This window comes from Anaeromicropila populeti, assembly GCF_900112775.1.
GTDB classification, from domain to species: domain Bacteria; phylum Bacillota; class Clostridia; order Lachnospirales; family Lachnospiraceae; genus Anaeromicropila_A; species Anaeromicropila_A populeti.
On the sequence record NZ_FOYZ01000005.1, the window covers coordinates 162,164 to 179,795 of the forward strand.

Here is a 17,632-nt window from a genome sequence, read left to right on the forward strand (position 1 = left end):
AATCATTTAATATTTAATAATTGACAACAGAAACTATATGTATTAGAGTTAATTTGATACTATTTTTTAAGGGGGGAAAAGGTTGAAGAAAAAGATATCTATTGCATGTGTTGTGGTTTTAGTAGTCATTGCTGCAATTTTGGCGGTTATTTCAGGTTATTCAGAAAAAGAAAAGAATCAGCTGATTGAGCAAATAGAAAGATATTGCTTAGAATCAAAGCCATGTGATAAATATGATTTAGAAGATGAAATTAATCGTATTAACGAGAAAAGGCAGATAGGGAAAGAACTGACGTCTGAAGAACATTTTGTGTTGGGTTTTCATCAATATGTGCTTCAGAATTATAATACATCATTGGAAGAGTTCATTTCTGCTATGACAGTGCAGAAAAACGACACAAATACATTTGTTAAAGTAGGAACTGGATATTACATAAACAGTATTTTGAAAAGTGAGGACAGAATAGAAGATGGGGTAAGCTATTTATCAATTATAATGGATGAGCTGACACCACAGGAATGGAACGAAGAAATTGATATTATTATGTGTTATCTGAATACCTTTGAGGAAATAGAAAAGGGGAGGACAAGCGCATTAAAAATTCTCAATACAATTCTACAGTCAAAAAACTGGTTAGATCCAATTACTATTATTAATATTGAATCTTGTATAGCAAATTTTAGTATGTACAATACAAATTATGCATTAGCGCTGGAGAAGAATTATTCTGTTGTATCGGAAAGTAAAAAAATAAGAGAACAGTATTTTTTGGCCAGAGCAACTGCGGATTTAGGTGTAACTTATTTTTATATGGGAGATTTGCAAAGTGCCCAGAAGTATTTAGAGGACAGTCTTAAAGTTGAAATAACGGATAATGTTGAAAATGCTAATCTTAAAACATACGCTCTCATAAAATTATATCAGGTGAGTTATTGTTCTGGAAATTATAATACAATCTTCAGCGTACGTAAACGTATTGAAAAAACATATTCTTATTTATCAGAAGAAAAAGTGAAAAGCCTTGATTTCTTTAACAGCATTTGTGTTGCAGGTTACTATTTGGTGAACAAAGATGTAGATTCTGCAAAGGTGCAGCTTGAGAATGCTGAAACCATTATTGGCAGTCAGAACATGGAGATGTCCACTGACAGTAAGTTGTTATATTATATTACATTGGCAGATTATAATATGAATGATGAAAACTACCAGGTAGCAGTTACTGATTATGTGAAAGCCTTAGATTTATCTAATCAGACTTACAATTATATATATAAAAAATGTATACTTAAAAAGATGGCAGAATTATATCGGAAGTCAGGACAAACAAAGCTTGCAGATAATTTTTCCAGCATATTAGAGTCCGTTTATGATGAAGAGCTACGTACCATGAATGAGTCTATTTCTCAGTATGCTAAGGAGAAGTATGACAAAGAGGTTACTATCTATAAGTTAAGCAGTGAGAGGATTAAAAAATATAGTATAGCATTAATTGCAGTTATGGTTTTTATAGTACTCGTGGTTATTTTTTATATGAAGCTCCGAAGTCTTGAAAATTTGAATAAGCTAGATGGATTGACTAAGAGCTTTAATAGAGGGCATTTTAATAAAAAGTATCGAGAATATATGAGCCGTAAGCAGAATTTTTATTTAATCATGTTTGACATTGATAACTTTAAAATTCTAAATGACACATTTGGCCATGTATTTGGCGATAAAGTTTTAAAGGAAATAGTAAAAGCTGCAAAAAGTATGATAGGCATTTATGGAGAGATATTTCGATATGGTGGAGAAGAGTTTGTAGTTCTGATTAAGTATCTAGGTGAAGAAGAAGTTGTGAGAATGGCCGAGGAGTTAAGGAATTATATTGAAAACAGGCAGTGGGATGAGGACATTCTGGTTACAATCAGCGTAGGAATTGCAGGAACCAGTGAAGAACGTTATGATATTTTGGAAGATGCGGATAGAAGATTGTATTTTTCTAAGAAAAACGGTAAGAACAGAATCACGTATCAAGAGTAGTATGAAATTAGTTAGAGCCTGTCTGTACCAGACAGGCTCTAAAAATAAGAAGCAGCTATTTCTTAAACTTTTCGCAGCCTCTAGGCAGCTTTGGCTGATGCAGCCACCAAATGCATGCAGAATTCACGTTACCTTTCACAACAGATTCGCTAAATGTGCCAATTGCTTTTTGTAATACATGAGTTCCTTTTTTCATAATAATCACTCCTTTCAAATGGATTAATTTATGTTAAATGATTAGCCAGCTTAGAAACGTGGAAAGTTGCTGTAGATTTCTTTGAATTTTTTCTTCTGTGTGCGGGCAATACGAAATATTTCCCCTGTTTTTAATCGAATTATGTTACTATCAAGAGTCAGAATATAATTCATATTAATAAGAGTACCTTGATCTATTTTGGCAAATAAGTAAATTAGGCGTTGTTCTAAAGCGGTAATGGTATCGTAAATTTCATAATCATCGTCAGTAGTAACAATTCGGATTTTCTGCTGAATTTTCTCAATGTATTTAATGCTTGTCTGTTTGATGCTGATACTTCGTTTGTTATAAGCAAAATCTAGTGTTGCCTCAGACGATTTGTTTTTTATACTTTGTGCGTGAATGATAGCCCTTAAAAATAATTTTTTTAGATGTTCCTGTTCAATAGGTTTTTGTATGTATCCGAATGCCATAATATTAAATGCATCCAGGGCATATTCAGGATGACTAGTAATAAAAATAATAATTGCCCATGGATTCTTAATCATAATTTCCTGTGCTAAAACAATTCCATTTGTTTCTTTCATATCAATATCTAAAAAAGCAATATTTATTTTCTCCTGCTGTAAAAAAGTTCTGAATTTCTCCTGAATGCTGCTGAAACAATGAATAGAAGCATCTAGTTTAAAACAATGGCTTAAATGGTTAATATAAGTGTGATTGATTTTCAGACTTAATGGATCATCATCACAAATTAAAATATGTATACTCATGTTCTAAAGGCAAAAGCCCTGTCACCTCCAAATAAATGAATTATTTACACGGAATATGAACCGTTATACTGAAAATATGCTCATTAAAATCTATCAGAATTCTCCCGCTATATTTTTTAATAATACCTTCAATAATTTCAATACCCATACCATGTCTTTTAGTATCTTGCTCTTTGCTTGTCAGAAATCTGCCATGTTTGGTTTTTGGAAGAGTGGCCAGTGTATTTTCACATTTTAGAAAATAGTAGTTTTCCCTTTTTTCAATAAAAAGATCAATGCTTTTTTTGTCTTCTGGAACTTTTTCAGCAGCTTCTATAGCATTCGACAATATATTGGTAAGCAAAGAGGTAATGTCCTTTTCTGATAGAGGAAGCTCCTCTGCAAATACTCTGGAAGAAAAAATAATATTTTTTTCATTTGCCAGCCGCTGGTAGTGAAAAAGAATAATCGTTATCTGGGTATTGCCCAGAGTATATATGTCATTAGCAATCGTAATATCTTCAAATACGTCATCTATGTATTTTTCTAAGGAATGAAATTGCCCTGAGGTATAAAGTGATTTAATCATTCCAAAATGGGAACGCATATCGTGACGGAGCCTTCGCAGCTTTTGTATTAATTCTTTTATATCGGAATTGGCCTGTAATGCAGATTCTAACTGTTGTAGCTTGAGCTGGTTTTTAAAATCAGACATTCGTTTCCGATAAAGTAATATGATTATGTATATTGTAGTAATAGAACTGATGGTAACCTGTCCCATTACAATAAAAAATAGTACAACCGTGTTATTATGTATTAATTTTGTGTCGTAAAAAATAACAAGCAGTGGGATTGCCATAAAAATATTTGAAATTACTAAAAAGATAATTTCATTGCATTGAATAAAGTTAGAAGCAAGTCTGCATGTAATTTTTTTGAAAAAGATTAGATAAATCAAGGCTGCCATAAAGCGTGCAATAAAGGTAATTATAACGTGTTGCAGTTTGAACGTGGAAAACGTGTTAACTGGCGTATGAAAGATTGTAATCCAAAGAGCAACTGCTAAAGCGTCTGTTATAATTGATACAATGAACAGCAAACCAATACATAAAATTCTTTCAGCTAATGTGTTTTCAAATAAATATTTTGACATTATTATCATGTAAATTAACAGGAGCAATGGATAAATTACATTGAACATGCCACATTTAAAATAAAAAAGTGTATATTGTTTTATTAGAATTAATATGTAAATGTGAATACCAGCATACACATAGCTCCTCTTGCGTTGAAACCGGGGGGTACAAAGTTTTAAGAGAGTACTAATCCATAAAAAAGGTTCAATACTATATCCGGCTGCGGCTAAAATATAGGTTGCTAAACACATAATACAAAATACCCTCTTTCCATTTACTTTTGTTTTTTATCTAAAACTGATATTAACACAGGAAAATCCATAATTCAACGAAATGATGTCTTTCTAAAATGACAGAAAACGTGAGAATTTTAATATTTGAAATTTTTGATTTCAAAACTTTTATTTTATTTAATAGAAGTTTAAAAAGTAATGCATTATTGTCGAAAAATGAATTTAAAATATTCGCATTGTATTTCCAAATTAAATGGGTTAAAATGATTTTGAATAGATTGTTAGAGGTGGTAAAATGGATAAGTATGATATAACTGACAATGATTTTAATCCAACTATTTTTTTCGCATGCAAATCAAGGGTTCTTAAAGAAGGAAAGTACCATAGCCATGATTTTGCAGAAATTGCATTCATTCTGTCTGGAAAAGGAAAATATCTGGTAGAAGGTGTAGTATATGAAGTAACAGCAGGAGACATTGTTTTGTGTAATCCAGGGGAAAGGCATCAGAATATCGAAGTGAATCCTGAAGAACCCACAGTTGAGTTTGTAACAGGTTTTACTGAATTTCAATTTAAGAATATGCCACCTAATACAATTATTTTAAAGGATGGCACTCATGTGCTGCGTACCCAGGGGGATACCAGGCAGGAGATTTCAAAATTATGCTATCAGATGGTGGCAGAACAACAGGGGGCAGAACTGGGAAGGTATTTTATGTTGAAGGCACAGCTTATGCAGGTACTGCTGTTAATTCTCAGGCAGATGGAACCACAGCATGAAAGGCAGAAAGCCTGCAATTTTGAATCCTACAGCCGTCAATACGTTGTGAAAAAAATTGTAAGCTATTTAAATGAAAATTATGCATGCAAAATTTCTTTGGACCAGATTGCACACAATATGTATTTGAGTCCAGTTTATATTTCAAAGATATTTAAGGAGGAGACAGGAGAGTCTCCAATAAATTATGTGATTAAAATCCGGTTAGAGAGAGCGAAGGAAATACTGGAAGAATCAGCGAATGGAAGTATTAAAGAAATTGCAAATCGTGTAGGCTATGAAGATGTCTATCATTTTAGTAAATTATTCAAAAAATATTATGGTGTATCACCTCTCAATTATAAAAAGAATCTGGCATAGGAATTATCAACAAAAAAAATAATGGAAAAAGAATTAAATTGTGCATTAAAATATAGCACATTGTGTTACACTAGTAGAGAGAAAGTACAATAAGTTCTATGTAAGCAGGGTGAAAGACATGAATCTATATGATGCTATTTTTATGAGAAAATCTGTTCGCAACTATAAGATGGAACAGCTAAGTGATGCCTTACTGGCTCAGATACTGAATTTTTCCAGTCACATTTCGGTAATATCCGATACCTGTAAAGTTTCTTTTGAAATTATTTCAACCTATCAAAACTGTGGTCATGTGGGACATTATTCCGTGAAGGCTCCTTATTATTTTGTATTAATTACAGATAAAGATGATACAAGTGCTGTAAATGCTGGATATATTATGGAGCAGGTGTCACTCTATATGTATACGAAGGAGTTGGGGAGCTGTTTTGTGGGGCTGCATAATTTGAAGAAAGAGTTTAAGCTGAGTGATACCCAGACTGCATATGTGCTGGCTTTTGGAAAAGCAATTGGCACTCCATACAGGGACAGCAGCAAGTCAAAAAGAGCAGCAATAGAAGAAATTGCTGTTTTTAAAGAGAAGGGCAATGAAAATATGGAGCGGCTGCTGGAGGCTGCCAGACTGGCTCCCTCTGGATATAACAGTCAGCCTTGGCGTTTTGTTGTGTCTAAAAATAGGATTCATTTGTTTTGTAAAAAGGAACAAGTTAAGTTTTTGAAAAGATATTCTTTGTACCCTTATGATGTAGGAATTGCGTTGGGCAATTTAATGGTTGCAGGGGAAGAACTTTGGCTGAACTTGGCAGTCAAAACCAATGAAGCAATTGCTGAAAAGAAGTTTAAGAATAATGTTTATATGTTAACCGTATTAGTTGATTCTCAACAATTGGAATTGGAATTGTAGGGAAGTAGGTTTTCCTGATAACACGTACATGATTTTTTGAAATTTTTTTGGAAAATGTATTGACAAAGCTCTCTTTTTGTTGTAAACTATACACCGTTCCCAGTTGATTGGAACAGCAAAAGAAGTTGTCAATATATGCACGAGTGGCTCAGTGGTGGAGCATCGCCTTGCCAAGGCGAGGGTCGCGGGTTCGAATCCCGTCTCGTGCTTATGTAATCTGTGTTTTGCGGTTGCATAGTGTTTTAATGTGAATTTAATATATGCACGAGTGGCTCAGTGGTGGAGCATCGCCTTGCCAAGGCGAGGGTCGCGGGTTCGAATCCCGTCTCGTGCTTATTTTTCCTCAGTAATCTTGAATAATCAAGTTTTCTGGGGATTTTTGTAGTTGATTAAAACCTCAAGAGTGTGTGGAACACAAATTTTTTCTTCCTGCGACCTTATTAGAACAATTCGGTACTTAATAAATAAAGGAGTGAATATCATGGAAGATAATAAAATTATTGAATTATATTGGAATAGGTCTGAACAAGCCATAATGGAAACAAAAAATAAGTATGAACGATTATGTACAAAAATTTCATTTAATATTTTACATAATAATGAAGATGCTGAGGAATGTGTAAATGAAACCTATTTCACTGTATGGAATGCAATTCCTACGGCGCGTCCAGTGTATTTTTCTGCTTTTCTTTGCAAAATATCGAGAAATCTCTCACTAAAGAAAATGAATTATAGTCATGCACAAAAAAGAAACTCAGAAGCACTAAAAGCTATTGATGAGTTAGAAAATGTATTGATTCATAATGTTAATCTGACTATGAAATTAGAAGAGGAAGAACTTATAGATACAATTAACGAATTTCTTAACGATTTATCAATTGATAAGAGAAATATTTTTATAAGACGATATTTTTTCTTTGATACAATTACAGAAATATCCAATCTGCTTGGATACAGCAAAAGCAAGGTGAAATCAATTCTATCACGAGATGGGAAAAAATTGTGTAATTACTTGAAAGAAAGGGGGTATGGAAATGAAACTAGATAATTTGTGGGAAGCAATCGGAAAGATGGATGACAAATTAATAGTTGATGTGATAGAATTAAAAAACAAAGAAAAAAATAATACTAACCAATGGTGGATAGGTGTGGCAGTTGCAATAGTTATAGTATTTTCTACGTTTTCAATTACATATACAGTAAGTGCAGAGTTTCGTGAATGGGTAATTTCATTGTTTCAGATTAAAGAAACAGAAGTAGTACCTAAGACTGAAAGTGATAATAATAAAATAACCGAATCCATAGCCCCTATTTCATTGTATGCAGTGGATTCAATAGAGGATGTATTTGAGGTTCAATATTTAAAGTCAACTAATTATATGAGTACAATTGGGTCATTATTTACTCATTCAGATGATAGTGGCTCAATTAAGTATTATGCTGCTGAAAACAGTGAATTTATTCCGGTAGAAGCAGAGGAAATTAAAGATAAAGTAAAACTAACAGGAATAACAGGGGAAATTGATTTTACCAGAATTAAGTATCGCGGAAACCTGTTATTGAGGGAAAATAGAGACACCAGTTTTATGCTGGATGATGGGAATGAAGCAATATTTGGGCTAGAAGTATCCAACAATAACGAAGTTTGGCTGACCTTGTATAAAAACCCACAATCGGATAAATGGGAATATTGGGCTATATATGACTTGGATACTGGCGAGGTTAGTGACATTTTACAAGGGATTAGTGTGAATGGAATAGAACTAAAAAACTATCCTGTTCTTCGCCAATGGGGTAATGTTGGAAACGGAATATATATTGTAACATTAGGGCAGACAGTAGAAAGAGCAGAGGCATATTTGATAGACATAAATGGAAAAAGAGCAGTTTCCTTTTCTGAACTTACAGGTATTCCCCATGTTTCATCAGCAAAAGTAGTTAATGACAAAATCATGCTGTTAGAATCCATTCCAAATGATAAGTTTAATTACTATTGCTACGATTATTCCATGAATACGGTTACAGAAATCTATAACAGTGCAGAATACTGGATTTCCGAGGAGGAGGGAGACAATAGCCTTCGAGTTAGATTCTCGGGAGGCAGATATGATTTTGTCGAAGAGAAAGGTATCATTTATCTTGTGGATGAATTTACTGGAACAAGGTTGACGGTAGAAGGAATTACAGAAGATTTGGCGGAAAGTCTTTTGATAAATTCTGATAACAACAAAATACTTGTATCTTCTTTTGGGGATAAAACAATCGAACAGATAGGTATTATTGATATTGATGCAGATAGATTTTACCTGATGAAGCGAGAAAACAATGATAGTGTAACTGAATTTTCAATAAGCTGGAATGATGCTAATCATATAATGATAGAAGCAGAAAATAATGTGTCCAATGAAAGTTATATTTATCTCTATTCATTAGCAGAATAATCTTTTTTGGTAGGAAGAATGGGAAATATGAAATTACTTTAAAACATGAATAAATCAGAAGGAGCAGAAGAAAATATGGGATTTGGTATAGGAGTCTATGTGAAAAGTAGTGTAGAGGCTGTTGAATTGTATCAACGGGTATTTGGATTAGAATTAGGGTATCATGTGAAAAATCCTGATGGTTCTTTTTTTCATTCGGAGCTTTTTAGAAATGGGGAATGTTTTTTATCTGTAGTAGAAGCAGCTAAAGAGAATAACGATGAGAGTCTAGTTCAGTTAGGTTATGAGTTTGATAGTCCGGAAGAAGTAAAACGAGCCTATGAGTTGCTAAAAGAGGATGGAGTGATTGATATGCCGATTGGAGAACTGCCATGGAGCCCGTGTGCTGCTTCAGTTGTGGATAGATTTGGTGTATGGTGGTATTTATCTTCAGCTTCTCACCGTCCACCAGAGGATTATGACTACTGGAATAAGAAGTGATTTACTGTGATATTATTAGGAATTTTTAAAGAAAGAAGAGGGGGAATATGAAGTATATAAGTTCACTTGAAAAAGAAGAATGTTCAGAGCGGATAAAAGAATCTTTTGACAGCAGATTAGGATTTGTCGAGGAACGGTATGTAGGGTGGATGAAAGGCCCTTTTTTTAGTATGACATATTATAGCGGAGAAGAGGTTAATAGAAGAATATATCCGTTTATTAAGGTTCTTGGTGTGATTAGAAGAGGAAAAAAGAGGACAGAAATAGGGTGTGTATATTTTTATGGATTAACGGATCCTATTTCAATTATTGTTTATTATCTCTTTAGTTTTTTTGTATTATCCTTTAAAGTGAATGAGCAGGGAATCACATTTTCACAAATAGCTTTAATTTCACTAATGCCCATTTTACCCTTTTCCGTTATTTCATTTCTATTTTCTTTTTTTAGTGAAAAAGGAATAGAAGGACATGAAAGGCTGGAAGCTAAAATTTTAAAAATAACACATGCAGAGCAATTTAAAAAGGAAAATAAGGAGGAGCAGTAAGTGAAAAGTCTGGATGAAATGAGATATGAAAAGTTAACTTATGAGGAAAAACAAATGGAAGAACTTACAATAACGGATTGCAGTTTTCATAATTGCAGTTTTCTAGATGTAAAATTAGTAGATGTGAGAATACGTGGTTGTGAATTTTATAATTGTGTAATTGGAAATTTTTCTTTTAGTAATACGGAAATGTTAAATTGTCAGTTTCACAATTGCATACTAATTGGAATTGATTGGAAAGAACTACAATCGGGTAATTTGCTTCCGTTTTCGGATTTTAATAAATGTGTTTTGCGATATAATTATTTTTATCAATTTAAAATGGTCAGAAGTAATTTTCAAGGATGCACATTAGAAGGATGTAATTTTGACCAATGTAATCTGGAAGAATCAAATTTTAAAGATGCTGACTTAAAGGAGTCCCGCTTTATCAAAAATAATTTGAGTAAGTGCGATTTTCGTGGGGCAGTTCATTACACCATCCAATTATCAGAGAATATGATGAAAGAAGCTAGATTTTCATTGCCAGAAGCGGTGAGTTTACTAGAGACAGCAGGAATAAGACTTGCGTAATGTTGTAAATGTGTAAAATTCATTTTACGTTTTTCTTATAGGAATAACTGGATATTTATGATATAATAATCTTATATCTAAAAGGGGGAAACGATTATGAATCAAAGTGAGAAAAATCATGCAATTGATTGCATGCGAACCATTGCTGCTTTCTTAGTCATATGTGTACATCTGCCATTTCCTGAGCCAGTAGGAAGTAAAGTGATTTTATTTGCGCAAATAGCAGTACCGTTCTTTCTGGTGATATGTGGATACTTTTGCTACCGAGAAGAAGAAAGTGAGTTTATAGTAAGGTTGAAAAGGCAGATAAAAAAGATTTTTATTCTGTTTTTGATTGCTAATATTCTTTATGTTGCAGTAGCAGTTATTGCGGAACATACTTCCGCTGGGAATTTAATCTGGTTCAGACAACATTATCTTACAAAACAGAATCTGTTTGATTTTCTTATCTATAATCAGTCTCCTTTTGGGGATCATCTATGGTATTTAGGTTCCTTACTCTATGCGCTGATTATCATGTACGTACTTTGCAAAATAAAAATCAGCAAATACGCACTGTTTTTTGCTCCAGTACTGTTAGGGTGTTATATATATTTGGCAAACACAGGGGATCTAGAATTTTATATTTATAGAAACTGTCTAATCGTTACGCTGCCATATTTTATGATGGGGTGCTTAATACGTAGATATGAAAAGAAATTTTTGCCTAAAATACATGGACTGGTATTTGTTGGATTAGTTGTAGTTCTATCAATTACTAATATTCTGGAATTTTATTATTATCAAACGTTAGCTAGGACATTTGTAAGTGCTGAACTATTAATTTATATGTTGGTGCTTCTCCTGCTAAAATATCCTCGGTTGGGAAAAGGGTCTGTTGTTGAGGCAATTGGAGCAAAGTATTCCTTATTCATTTACATATTTCATATGATGCCGGTATTGTATTTATATAAAGGAGTCCATACTACACCAGACTGGTTTGATTATTGTGCACCAGTCATCGTGTTTGTTTTTTCTCTTCTTGTTGCAGTAATTCAAAGTGTAAATTCAGGAGAAAAATATTCTTAAAAAAATAAGTAAAGGCTAAAATAATTTTGTAAATCCTGTAAACCTTAATTGATGAAGGTTACAGGATTTTTTGTCTGCTGTTATAATTTCTTGTGAGTTGATTTTTTCAACCAAAGTCAACTGTAAATCCATTGAATTTTAAGTTTAAATTAGTATAATGAAAGTGTGAGGTGGTTAAATGAAAGAGATTAATATAGCAGCCGTGCTTGCGGATAAGCGCAGAGAAAAAGGAATTACCCAAGAGGATTTGGCAAGGTATATTGGTGTGTCTAAGGCTTCGGTGTCAAAATGGGAGACGGCACAAAGCTATCCAGATATTACATTATTGCCGTTGCTTGCTACATTCTTTAATATTAGCATTGATGAATTAATGGGGTATACAGCACAGATGTCAAAAGAAGACATTAATGAGTTATATAAAAAGCTGTCATTTAGATTTGCAACGGAGTCATTTCCAAATGTATTAGCGGATTGCAAAAAAATAATTAATAAATACTACTCTTGTTTTCCGCTTTTGTTAAAAATGTCTATTCTTTTGATAAACCACTATATGATGGATGAAAATAGTGAAAAACAAAAAGCAATTTTAGGTGAGGCAGTTGAATTATGTTTTCGGATTGAGAAGGAAAGTGAAGATGTCTGGTTATCAAAAGAAGCTGTCACTATACGAGCCTTTTGTTATTTGCTGCTTCAACAGCCTCAAGATGCCCTGGAGCTGTTAGGAGAAACAATTCGTCCTATTTCAATGGACGAAGGAATTATGGCACAGTCATATCAAATGCTGGGTAATACGGCAAAAGCAGAGGAAGTGATACAGATTCAAATGTATCAGCATCTCATGGCGTTAATTGGCTCTGTGCCCATGTACTTATTGTTAAATGAAAATGATGAAAAAAAGGTTGATGAAATTTTACGGCGCAGCATGGCATTGAAAGAGATTTTTGATTTAGATAAGCTGCATCCTAATACAATGGCTCAAATATATTTTGCAGCTGCACAGACTTATAGTAATAATAAGAAATACGAAGAAGCCTTAGAAATGCTTCAAAAATATACAGATTTATGTACAAAGAACTTTTTTCCGTATTCATTGCATGGGGATATATTTTTTAATAAAATTGACGGGTGGCTTGAAGAATTTGACTTAGGAAATAGTTCTCCTCGTAATGAAAAAGTGATAAAAGAAAGTATGCTGCAGTCTGTAGAGAGCAATCCAGCATTTAGAGTATTGGAAGAATATCCAAAATATAAAAACATACTGGAATTACTTAGACAGAATAACAAGTCATAAGAAATAGAATGATACCAGGAGGTAAAGAGAATGGAGTTATTTCAAACATATGCAGCAGCCATCATACCGCTGCTGATTCTTGAATATGGGCTGGCAATCGGTGCATTGATTCATGTAATAAAACATCCGAATTATCGCTTTGGAAATAAAGTGATATGGATTATTGTGGTACTAGGTATCCAGGTAATAGGTCCTGTTGTTTATTTTGTTTTTGGCAGGGGAGAAGAAGAATGAATATACTATGTAATGAACAGGTTTCAAAAAGATTTGGGAGTCATCAGGTTCTTGACAGCGTAACATTCTCCATTCCAGAAGGTTCTGTTTTTGGCTTTTTAGGACAAAATGGAGCAGGTAAAACTACTATGATGAAATTGATATTAGGTTTGTTAAAACCGGACAAAGGAACGATTAGAGTTTGCGATGAAACGGTAACATATGGACAGACAAAAACTAACCGCCATATAGGTTATCTTCCAGATGTGCCAGAATACTATGGTTATATGAAGCCGAAAGAGTATTTGAAAATGTGTGGTGAAATAACAGGAATGTCTCGTGAAGAGATAATAAAAAGGAGTCAGGAATTATTGGGGTTGGTGGGACTGGAGCAGGCGGATAAAAAGATAGGTGGATTTTCCCGCGGAATGAAACAAAGGTTGGGAATTGCACAGGCTTTGCTAAATGAACCTAAGCTGCTTATTTGTGATGAACCTACATCAGCACTTGATCCAATCGGAAGAAAAGAAATTCTAGATATATTAGGACAGATAAAGGGAAAAACCACTGTGTTATTTTCAACACATATTTTATCAGACGTTGAACGGATTTGTGATAGGATTGCAGTATTGCATGACGGGAAGCTGGCACTCTGTGGAACTTTGGCGGAAATGAAAGAAAACCACAAAAAGGATAGCATACAAATTGAATTTAATACAATAGAGGAAGTAGAAAAGTTTATGAACTCCAAGTTTATGATGGAATATTTGGATTCTAGTCAAAAAAAAGAGAACAGTATTGTGCTGCATGGAAAAGATATTAACACAATGGAGCGTGCAGCAATTTGTACACTGGAAAGTGAAATGCTGCTGCCTAAAAAACTTGAGGTGCTGGAGCCAACATTAGAGAGTTTATTTATGGAGGTGACAAGGTGAAAGCATATATAACATTTACAAAAAAGGAATTTAAAGAGATGGTTAGCACCTACCGGTTATGGATCATGATAGCTGTTTTTTTGCTTTTAGGGTTGATTAATCCCGTTACAGCAAAAATAACACCAGAGCTATTAAAAAACTTCCAGATGGAAGGTGTTGAAATAATAATAGCAGAGCCAGGTCCAATGGATTCATGGATGCAATTTTTTAGAAATATTCCTCAGATGGGACTTGTTGTTTTAGTAATCTTGTTTAGCGGTATTGTTTCAAACGAATTTGTTCAAGGTACCCTTGTTAATATGGTAACCAAAGGATTATCAAGAAAAACAATAATTTTATCAAAGTTTACAATGACTGTTGTTGTATGGACGGGCAGCTATTTAATTTGTTATGGAGTATCTTATTCATACACCGAATACTTCTGGGGTAATAGTAAAATAGATAATTTGAATTTTTCAGTATTTTGTCTATGGGCATTTGGAGTAATACTAATAGCTTCTCTTATTTTAGGCGGTGTTCTCTTTAGAAAAAGTTATGGAAGTCTGCTTTTTACAGCAGGTTTTGCAGCGATTCTTTTTACTCTGGGAATTGTGCCAAAGCTATCGAAATATAATCCGATTCTTCTTGCATCAAAAAATATGTCTTTGCTTCAACATCATATGCAGGTACAAGATTTCATTTCTTCTATAATGGTAACTGGAGTGGGAACTGTACTTTTTGTTGTTGCGGCAGTATTACTATTTAATAAAAAGGAATTGTAATAAGAAAAACAGAAAGGCACCAAAAATTCTATCTATACTATACCACAAAAACCATAAAAAGTCAATAGTTGTAATAAAACAAATGTTCGGTTATAATACGTAAAAGAACATGGGGGTGCCAAAATGAAAAACGATTTCAATTTACCAATTATGGCTTTGCAGAAAGAACAGGAAGTACTAGCTGTAAAAAAATGCAACGAATATACAAAGAAATTTGGCATGACATTATCGGATGCGGAAATAAAAGAGTTAATGCAGTGCAGGTTCGATGCATTAAAAAGTAATGGAAGAATTGAGTTTGGCATGGGCATTTTGCCAAAGCTAATCTATGAATTTTGTGATTCGCCATATATTTATCAGGACAATTATGTTGAAACTTTAGAACAGTTACAGGATATTTTCTATTTCTTTAAAAATGAGTCGATGGATGAACTAAGTGATGACGAGTTGATTCAAGCTATGAAAAAATATTTTGATAACGAGTGTCAAGGCTCTATTGAATATCTGGCAGAGACTAAATTACATGAGTTGTGCCGCGCTATCCGCTTCGGGAACAATAAGGAACAATGGGAGGCAGAGGATAATGATTGAGCATACTATGGAGGAAATTCTTCCACTTTTGGCAAGGCAGGTAAATCGTTATACAAGCGGAGACAGCAGCTCGGTAACGAATGAAACGGCAAAGGATATTCTGGCATCGATTTATTATTGTATGGATGCGTATGAGAAAGCAGGGACAGAAAACCAGTTGCAGGAGATTATATGTCAGCGGGAAGCACCTGAAATGGTTTTTGAAAAGGGGCTAATCATTGAGAAAAGAAAGTTTCAGAAGGCAAAAGGGCTGATGGAAACTATTCAAAAGGAAACCATGGCGATTGAGAACCAGGCTATGCAGGATACGATTTACTATGGAATTCCTCTCTTTTTTCAGAAGTATGATATTTGCTTTCATGCATGTAACGATGCAGGTAGTATTGATTACCCATTATGCCATGAGATATACAATTTATGTGGAATCGATTTTATATGGGAATATTTAAAAAATCTGTCGCTGGAAAACAAATTAATCAATCGGTTTGCGCTAAAGGATATCAATGAGATACTATGTGGCTATAGTGAAGAGTATGAAAGTCTTCTAATCAACGTGTTTCAGCTTGTACTGCAAAACGTTCTTGGTTTGACTATTTTGAATCAAAATTATCAACGACTTAGTATTTTTCCTGATGAAAGAGCGTATTTGCAAAAATACTTAGAAAAACTAAAACAGAAAGAGTTAGAAAACCTTTTGTGTCATGGCGCGGAAAAAATTTGCAGTGAATTTGGACTGGATGAAACATCGGTTTTCTATTATAAAAAGGCAGCGGTCAATTTTTCATTTCAATTAAATAAAAATTTATCTTTTCAGAAGATACAATCAGATTTTATCACTGGAAAGTTATTAAAAACAGAACAACAGACAGAATTTGAAGAAGGTGGCAAAATGGAGGATTCACAGTTAAGAAAGCTGATAGATGAAATGAAGATATGCAGACTGACATCCGATAAGACTGAAATGGTAAAACGTTATATTCACAGCTTAAGTGATTTAAAAGAAATTTTAGGAGAATGCTTTTGGGGAGAGGAATTTAAGGAAGTATTATCTCTTTTATCAAAAGAAGAAATTAGTTTTTTAAAAAAGGAAATTGAACTAGAGTTAGAATTTCTTTTTGGAAAAGTAGAAGAACTAGAGCCATGGAAACAAGAATTATTAAAAATAGAATCAAACTTTATACAGAATTCTTCTACATTATGACAAAACATATAGAAAAACCAAAGGGGAAATGGTATAATTATTTTAGTTGTTTAATATAACTAAATACGTGTGTGCATAGGAGGAGTTCCATGATAATTGGGGAAGTTCAAGGTAGTAATGCTGCTAATGTCAAGAAGGGTATTGAAATATTCTCACATAAATTAGGTTCATATTTAGAGACTTATATGAAAATAATGGACTTTCAGGGAAAAGAGATTTCAGAAGAAAGTAATTATAATGCAAAGGTACTTTTAAATTATCTTGCATTTCCAAATCAACCTGCTGTACTAAATGAGTACAGTAAAATTCAGGATAATGTAGATGAAGACTCACAGAAAATTTTTTCAAATAATATAAGAATCATTATGCAGCTGATAGGACAGATTGCGGAATGTATGATAATGGATAAGTGCAGTAAGGATCCTGCTGCTAATATGATTTGTATGAATACAGCATTGAAGAAGAAAAATATTTTTGAAAGGGACGAATCAATAAACTACGATGAGTATGTTTCGTTTTCACCATCCTATCGTTATATTTTGAAGGAAGATGAAGATGGCACTTTTAAGAAAAGGCTGGTATCCGATTATTCTCCCAAGCAGGCAAGAAAGGATATTTCCTGGTGCAGTAAGGAAAATTTTGTTTCTCAGTTTAAGCAATTAGGTGAAAATAATATTCAGGAATACATAAAACTGAATGTAATTGCCGCAATGTCACATCAGCATGTTATGCTGACGGAAGCTGATAAGAAGGTACCAATCATATATTTTGGACTGAGTGACGATTATTATCAGCTTATAGCCAAGTACCCAGATCATTTCATTGTACCAATTGAAAGGGTAGGTAAGGAGCTTGTAGCAAAGTGCCATGAATATTTTCGACTATTGTGTGCATTTTTATCTGGAATAGAGAAGAAGATAGAGATTAAGGATATTCATGTACTAGAGAATATGCAGCTGATTGAGGCATTTCAGGTAAAAGAGGATGATTTAGCTGTTGCCGTAAAGAATAAGAAAGTTTTTGATTTTATAATTAAGGAAATAAAAGAGTACGATACACCAATTGAAATGGGTGTGTAGAGAATAAGAAGAAAAGTACACTTTAGCTAAGGATGCCAGAGTGTGCTTTTTTTACACAGACAGAATACCTTGCGC

At 33.5% G+C, this 17,632-nt stretch carries 19 protein-coding genes and 2 tRNA genes; 18 read left to right on the top strand and 3 right to left on the bottom strand.

What is annotated here, in order from left to right; genetic code table 11:
- The first annotated feature begins 82 nt into the window (after nt 1-82).
- Entirely contained in the window at nt 83-2,020 is a 1,938-nt protein-coding gene (locus BM305_RS07725) for a diguanylate cyclase (protein WP_092560122.1), read from the top strand.
- Nucleotides 2,021-2,075: 55 nt separating this feature from the next.
- Here the strand turns inward: BM305_RS07725 and BM305_RS07730 are convergent, their stop codons facing one another.
- Genes BM305_RS07730 through BM305_RS07740 form a run of 3 tightly spaced genes read right to left on the bottom strand, consistent with a single transcriptional unit; the run spans nt 2,076 to nt 4,121 of the window.
- A complete protein-coding gene (locus tag BM305_RS07730) occupies nt 2,076-2,216 on the bottom strand; it encodes a cyclic lactone autoinducer peptide (RefSeq protein WP_092560123.1) in 141 nt (46 codons plus the stop codon).
- Nucleotides 2,217-2,266: 50 nt separating this feature from the next.
- Nucleotides 2,267-2,989 carry a LytR/AlgR family response regulator transcription factor gene (locus tag BM305_RS07735; RefSeq protein WP_092560124.1) on the bottom strand — a complete coding sequence of 241 codons (723 nt, stop codon included), beginning with the start codon at nt 2,987-2,989 and terminating at the stop codon, nt 2,267-2,269.
- 40 nt (nt 2,990-3,029) lie between these two features.
- Nucleotides 3,030-4,121, bottom strand: coding sequence for a GHKL domain-containing protein (locus BM305_RS07740; protein WP_177214619.1), 1,092 nt, complete (start codon nt 4,119-4,121; stop codon nt 3,030-3,032).
- 511 nt (nt 4,122-4,632) lie between these two features.
- Here BM305_RS07740 and BM305_RS07750 point away from each other — a divergent pair.
- The 17 genes from BM305_RS07750 (at nt 4,633) to BM305_RS07830 (ending at nt 17,557) form a co-directional block, all read left to right on the top strand.
- A complete protein-coding gene (locus tag BM305_RS07750; RefSeq protein WP_092560127.1) occupies nt 4,633-5,475 on the top strand; it encodes an AraC family transcriptional regulator in 843 nt (280 codons plus the stop codon).
- Nucleotides 5,476-5,593: 118 nt separating this feature from the next.
- Nucleotides 5,594-6,379 (top strand): nitroreductase family protein, encoded by a 786-nt coding sequence (locus BM305_RS07755; protein ID WP_092560128.1) that lies wholly within the window; start codon nt 5,594-5,596, stop codon nt 6,377-6,379.
- A 137-nt stretch (nt 6,380-6,516) separates the two neighbouring features.
- Nucleotides 6,517-6,588: transfer RNA gene (locus tag BM305_RS07760), tRNA-Gly, on the top strand.
- 53 nt (nt 6,589-6,641) lie between these two features.
- Nucleotides 6,642-6,713: transfer RNA gene (locus tag BM305_RS07765), tRNA-Gly, on the top strand.
- A 147-nt stretch (nt 6,714-6,860) separates the two neighbouring features.
- Entirely contained in the window at nt 6,861-7,427 is a 567-nt protein-coding gene (locus BM305_RS07770) for an RNA polymerase sigma factor (protein ID WP_092560129.1), read from the top strand.
- Entirely contained in the window at nt 7,414-8,820 is a 1,407-nt protein-coding gene (locus BM305_RS07775) for a hypothetical protein (RefSeq protein ID WP_092560130.1), read from the top strand. Before BM305_RS07770 ends, BM305_RS07775 begins: the two co-directional genes overlap by 14 nt.
- Nucleotides 8,821-8,865: 45 nt before the next feature.
- Nucleotides 8,866-9,300, top strand: a complete 435-nt coding sequence (locus tag BM305_RS07780; protein WP_092560131.1) for a VOC family protein — start codon at nt 8,866-8,868, stop codon at nt 9,298-9,300.
- 47 nt (nt 9,301-9,347) lie between these two features.
- Nucleotides 9,348-9,845: a hypothetical protein gene (locus tag BM305_RS07785; RefSeq protein ID WP_092560132.1), complete on the top strand. Its 498-nt coding sequence runs from the start codon at nt 9,348-9,350 to the stop codon at nt 9,843-9,845.
- Nucleotides 9,846-10,418 carry a pentapeptide repeat-containing protein gene (locus tag BM305_RS07790; protein WP_092560133.1) on the top strand — a complete coding sequence of 191 codons (573 nt, stop codon included), beginning with the start codon at nt 9,846-9,848 and terminating at the stop codon, nt 10,416-10,418.
- 96 nt (nt 10,419-10,514) lie between these two features.
- Nucleotides 10,515-11,486, top strand: a complete 972-nt coding sequence (locus tag BM305_RS07795; protein ID WP_092560134.1) for an acyltransferase family protein — start codon at nt 10,515-10,517, stop codon at nt 11,484-11,486.
- A 178-nt stretch (nt 11,487-11,664) separates the two neighbouring features.
- Nucleotides 11,665-12,777 carry a helix-turn-helix domain-containing protein gene (locus BM305_RS07800; RefSeq protein WP_092560135.1) on the top strand — a complete coding sequence of 371 codons (1,113 nt, stop codon included), beginning with the start codon at nt 11,665-11,667 and terminating at the stop codon, nt 12,775-12,777.
- Nucleotides 12,778-12,807: 30 nt separating this feature from the next.
- Nucleotides 12,808-13,011, top strand: a complete 204-nt coding sequence (locus BM305_RS07805; protein WP_092560136.1) for a PLDc N-terminal domain-containing protein — start codon at nt 12,808-12,810, stop codon at nt 13,009-13,011.
- A complete protein-coding gene (locus BM305_RS07810) occupies nt 13,008-13,925 on the top strand; it encodes an ABC transporter ATP-binding protein (protein WP_092560137.1) in 918 nt (305 codons plus the stop codon). The genes BM305_RS07805 and BM305_RS07810 overlap by 4 nt, the downstream gene beginning before the upstream one ends.
- On the top strand, nt 13,922-14,686 hold the full coding sequence (locus BM305_RS07815; protein ID WP_092560138.1) for an ABC transporter permease: 765 nt from the start codon (nt 13,922-13,924) through the stop codon (nt 14,684-14,686). The genes BM305_RS07810 and BM305_RS07815 overlap by 4 nt, the downstream gene beginning before the upstream one ends.
- A 123-nt stretch (nt 14,687-14,809) precedes the next feature.
- Nucleotides 14,810-15,277, top strand: a complete 468-nt coding sequence (locus BM305_RS07820; RefSeq protein ID WP_092560139.1) for a DUF6323 family protein — start codon at nt 14,810-14,812, stop codon at nt 15,275-15,277.
- Nucleotides 15,270-16,478, top strand: a complete 1,209-nt coding sequence (locus tag BM305_RS07825) for a DUF6179 domain-containing protein (protein ID WP_092560140.1) — start codon at nt 15,270-15,272, stop codon at nt 16,476-16,478. Before BM305_RS07820 ends, BM305_RS07825 begins: the two co-directional genes overlap by 8 nt.
- A gap of 89 nt (nt 16,479-16,567) precedes the next feature.
- On the top strand, nt 16,568-17,557 hold the full coding sequence (locus BM305_RS07830) for a hypothetical protein (RefSeq protein WP_092560141.1): 990 nt from the start codon (nt 16,568-16,570) through the stop codon (nt 17,555-17,557).
- Nucleotides 17,558-17,632 lie beyond the last annotated feature (75 nt).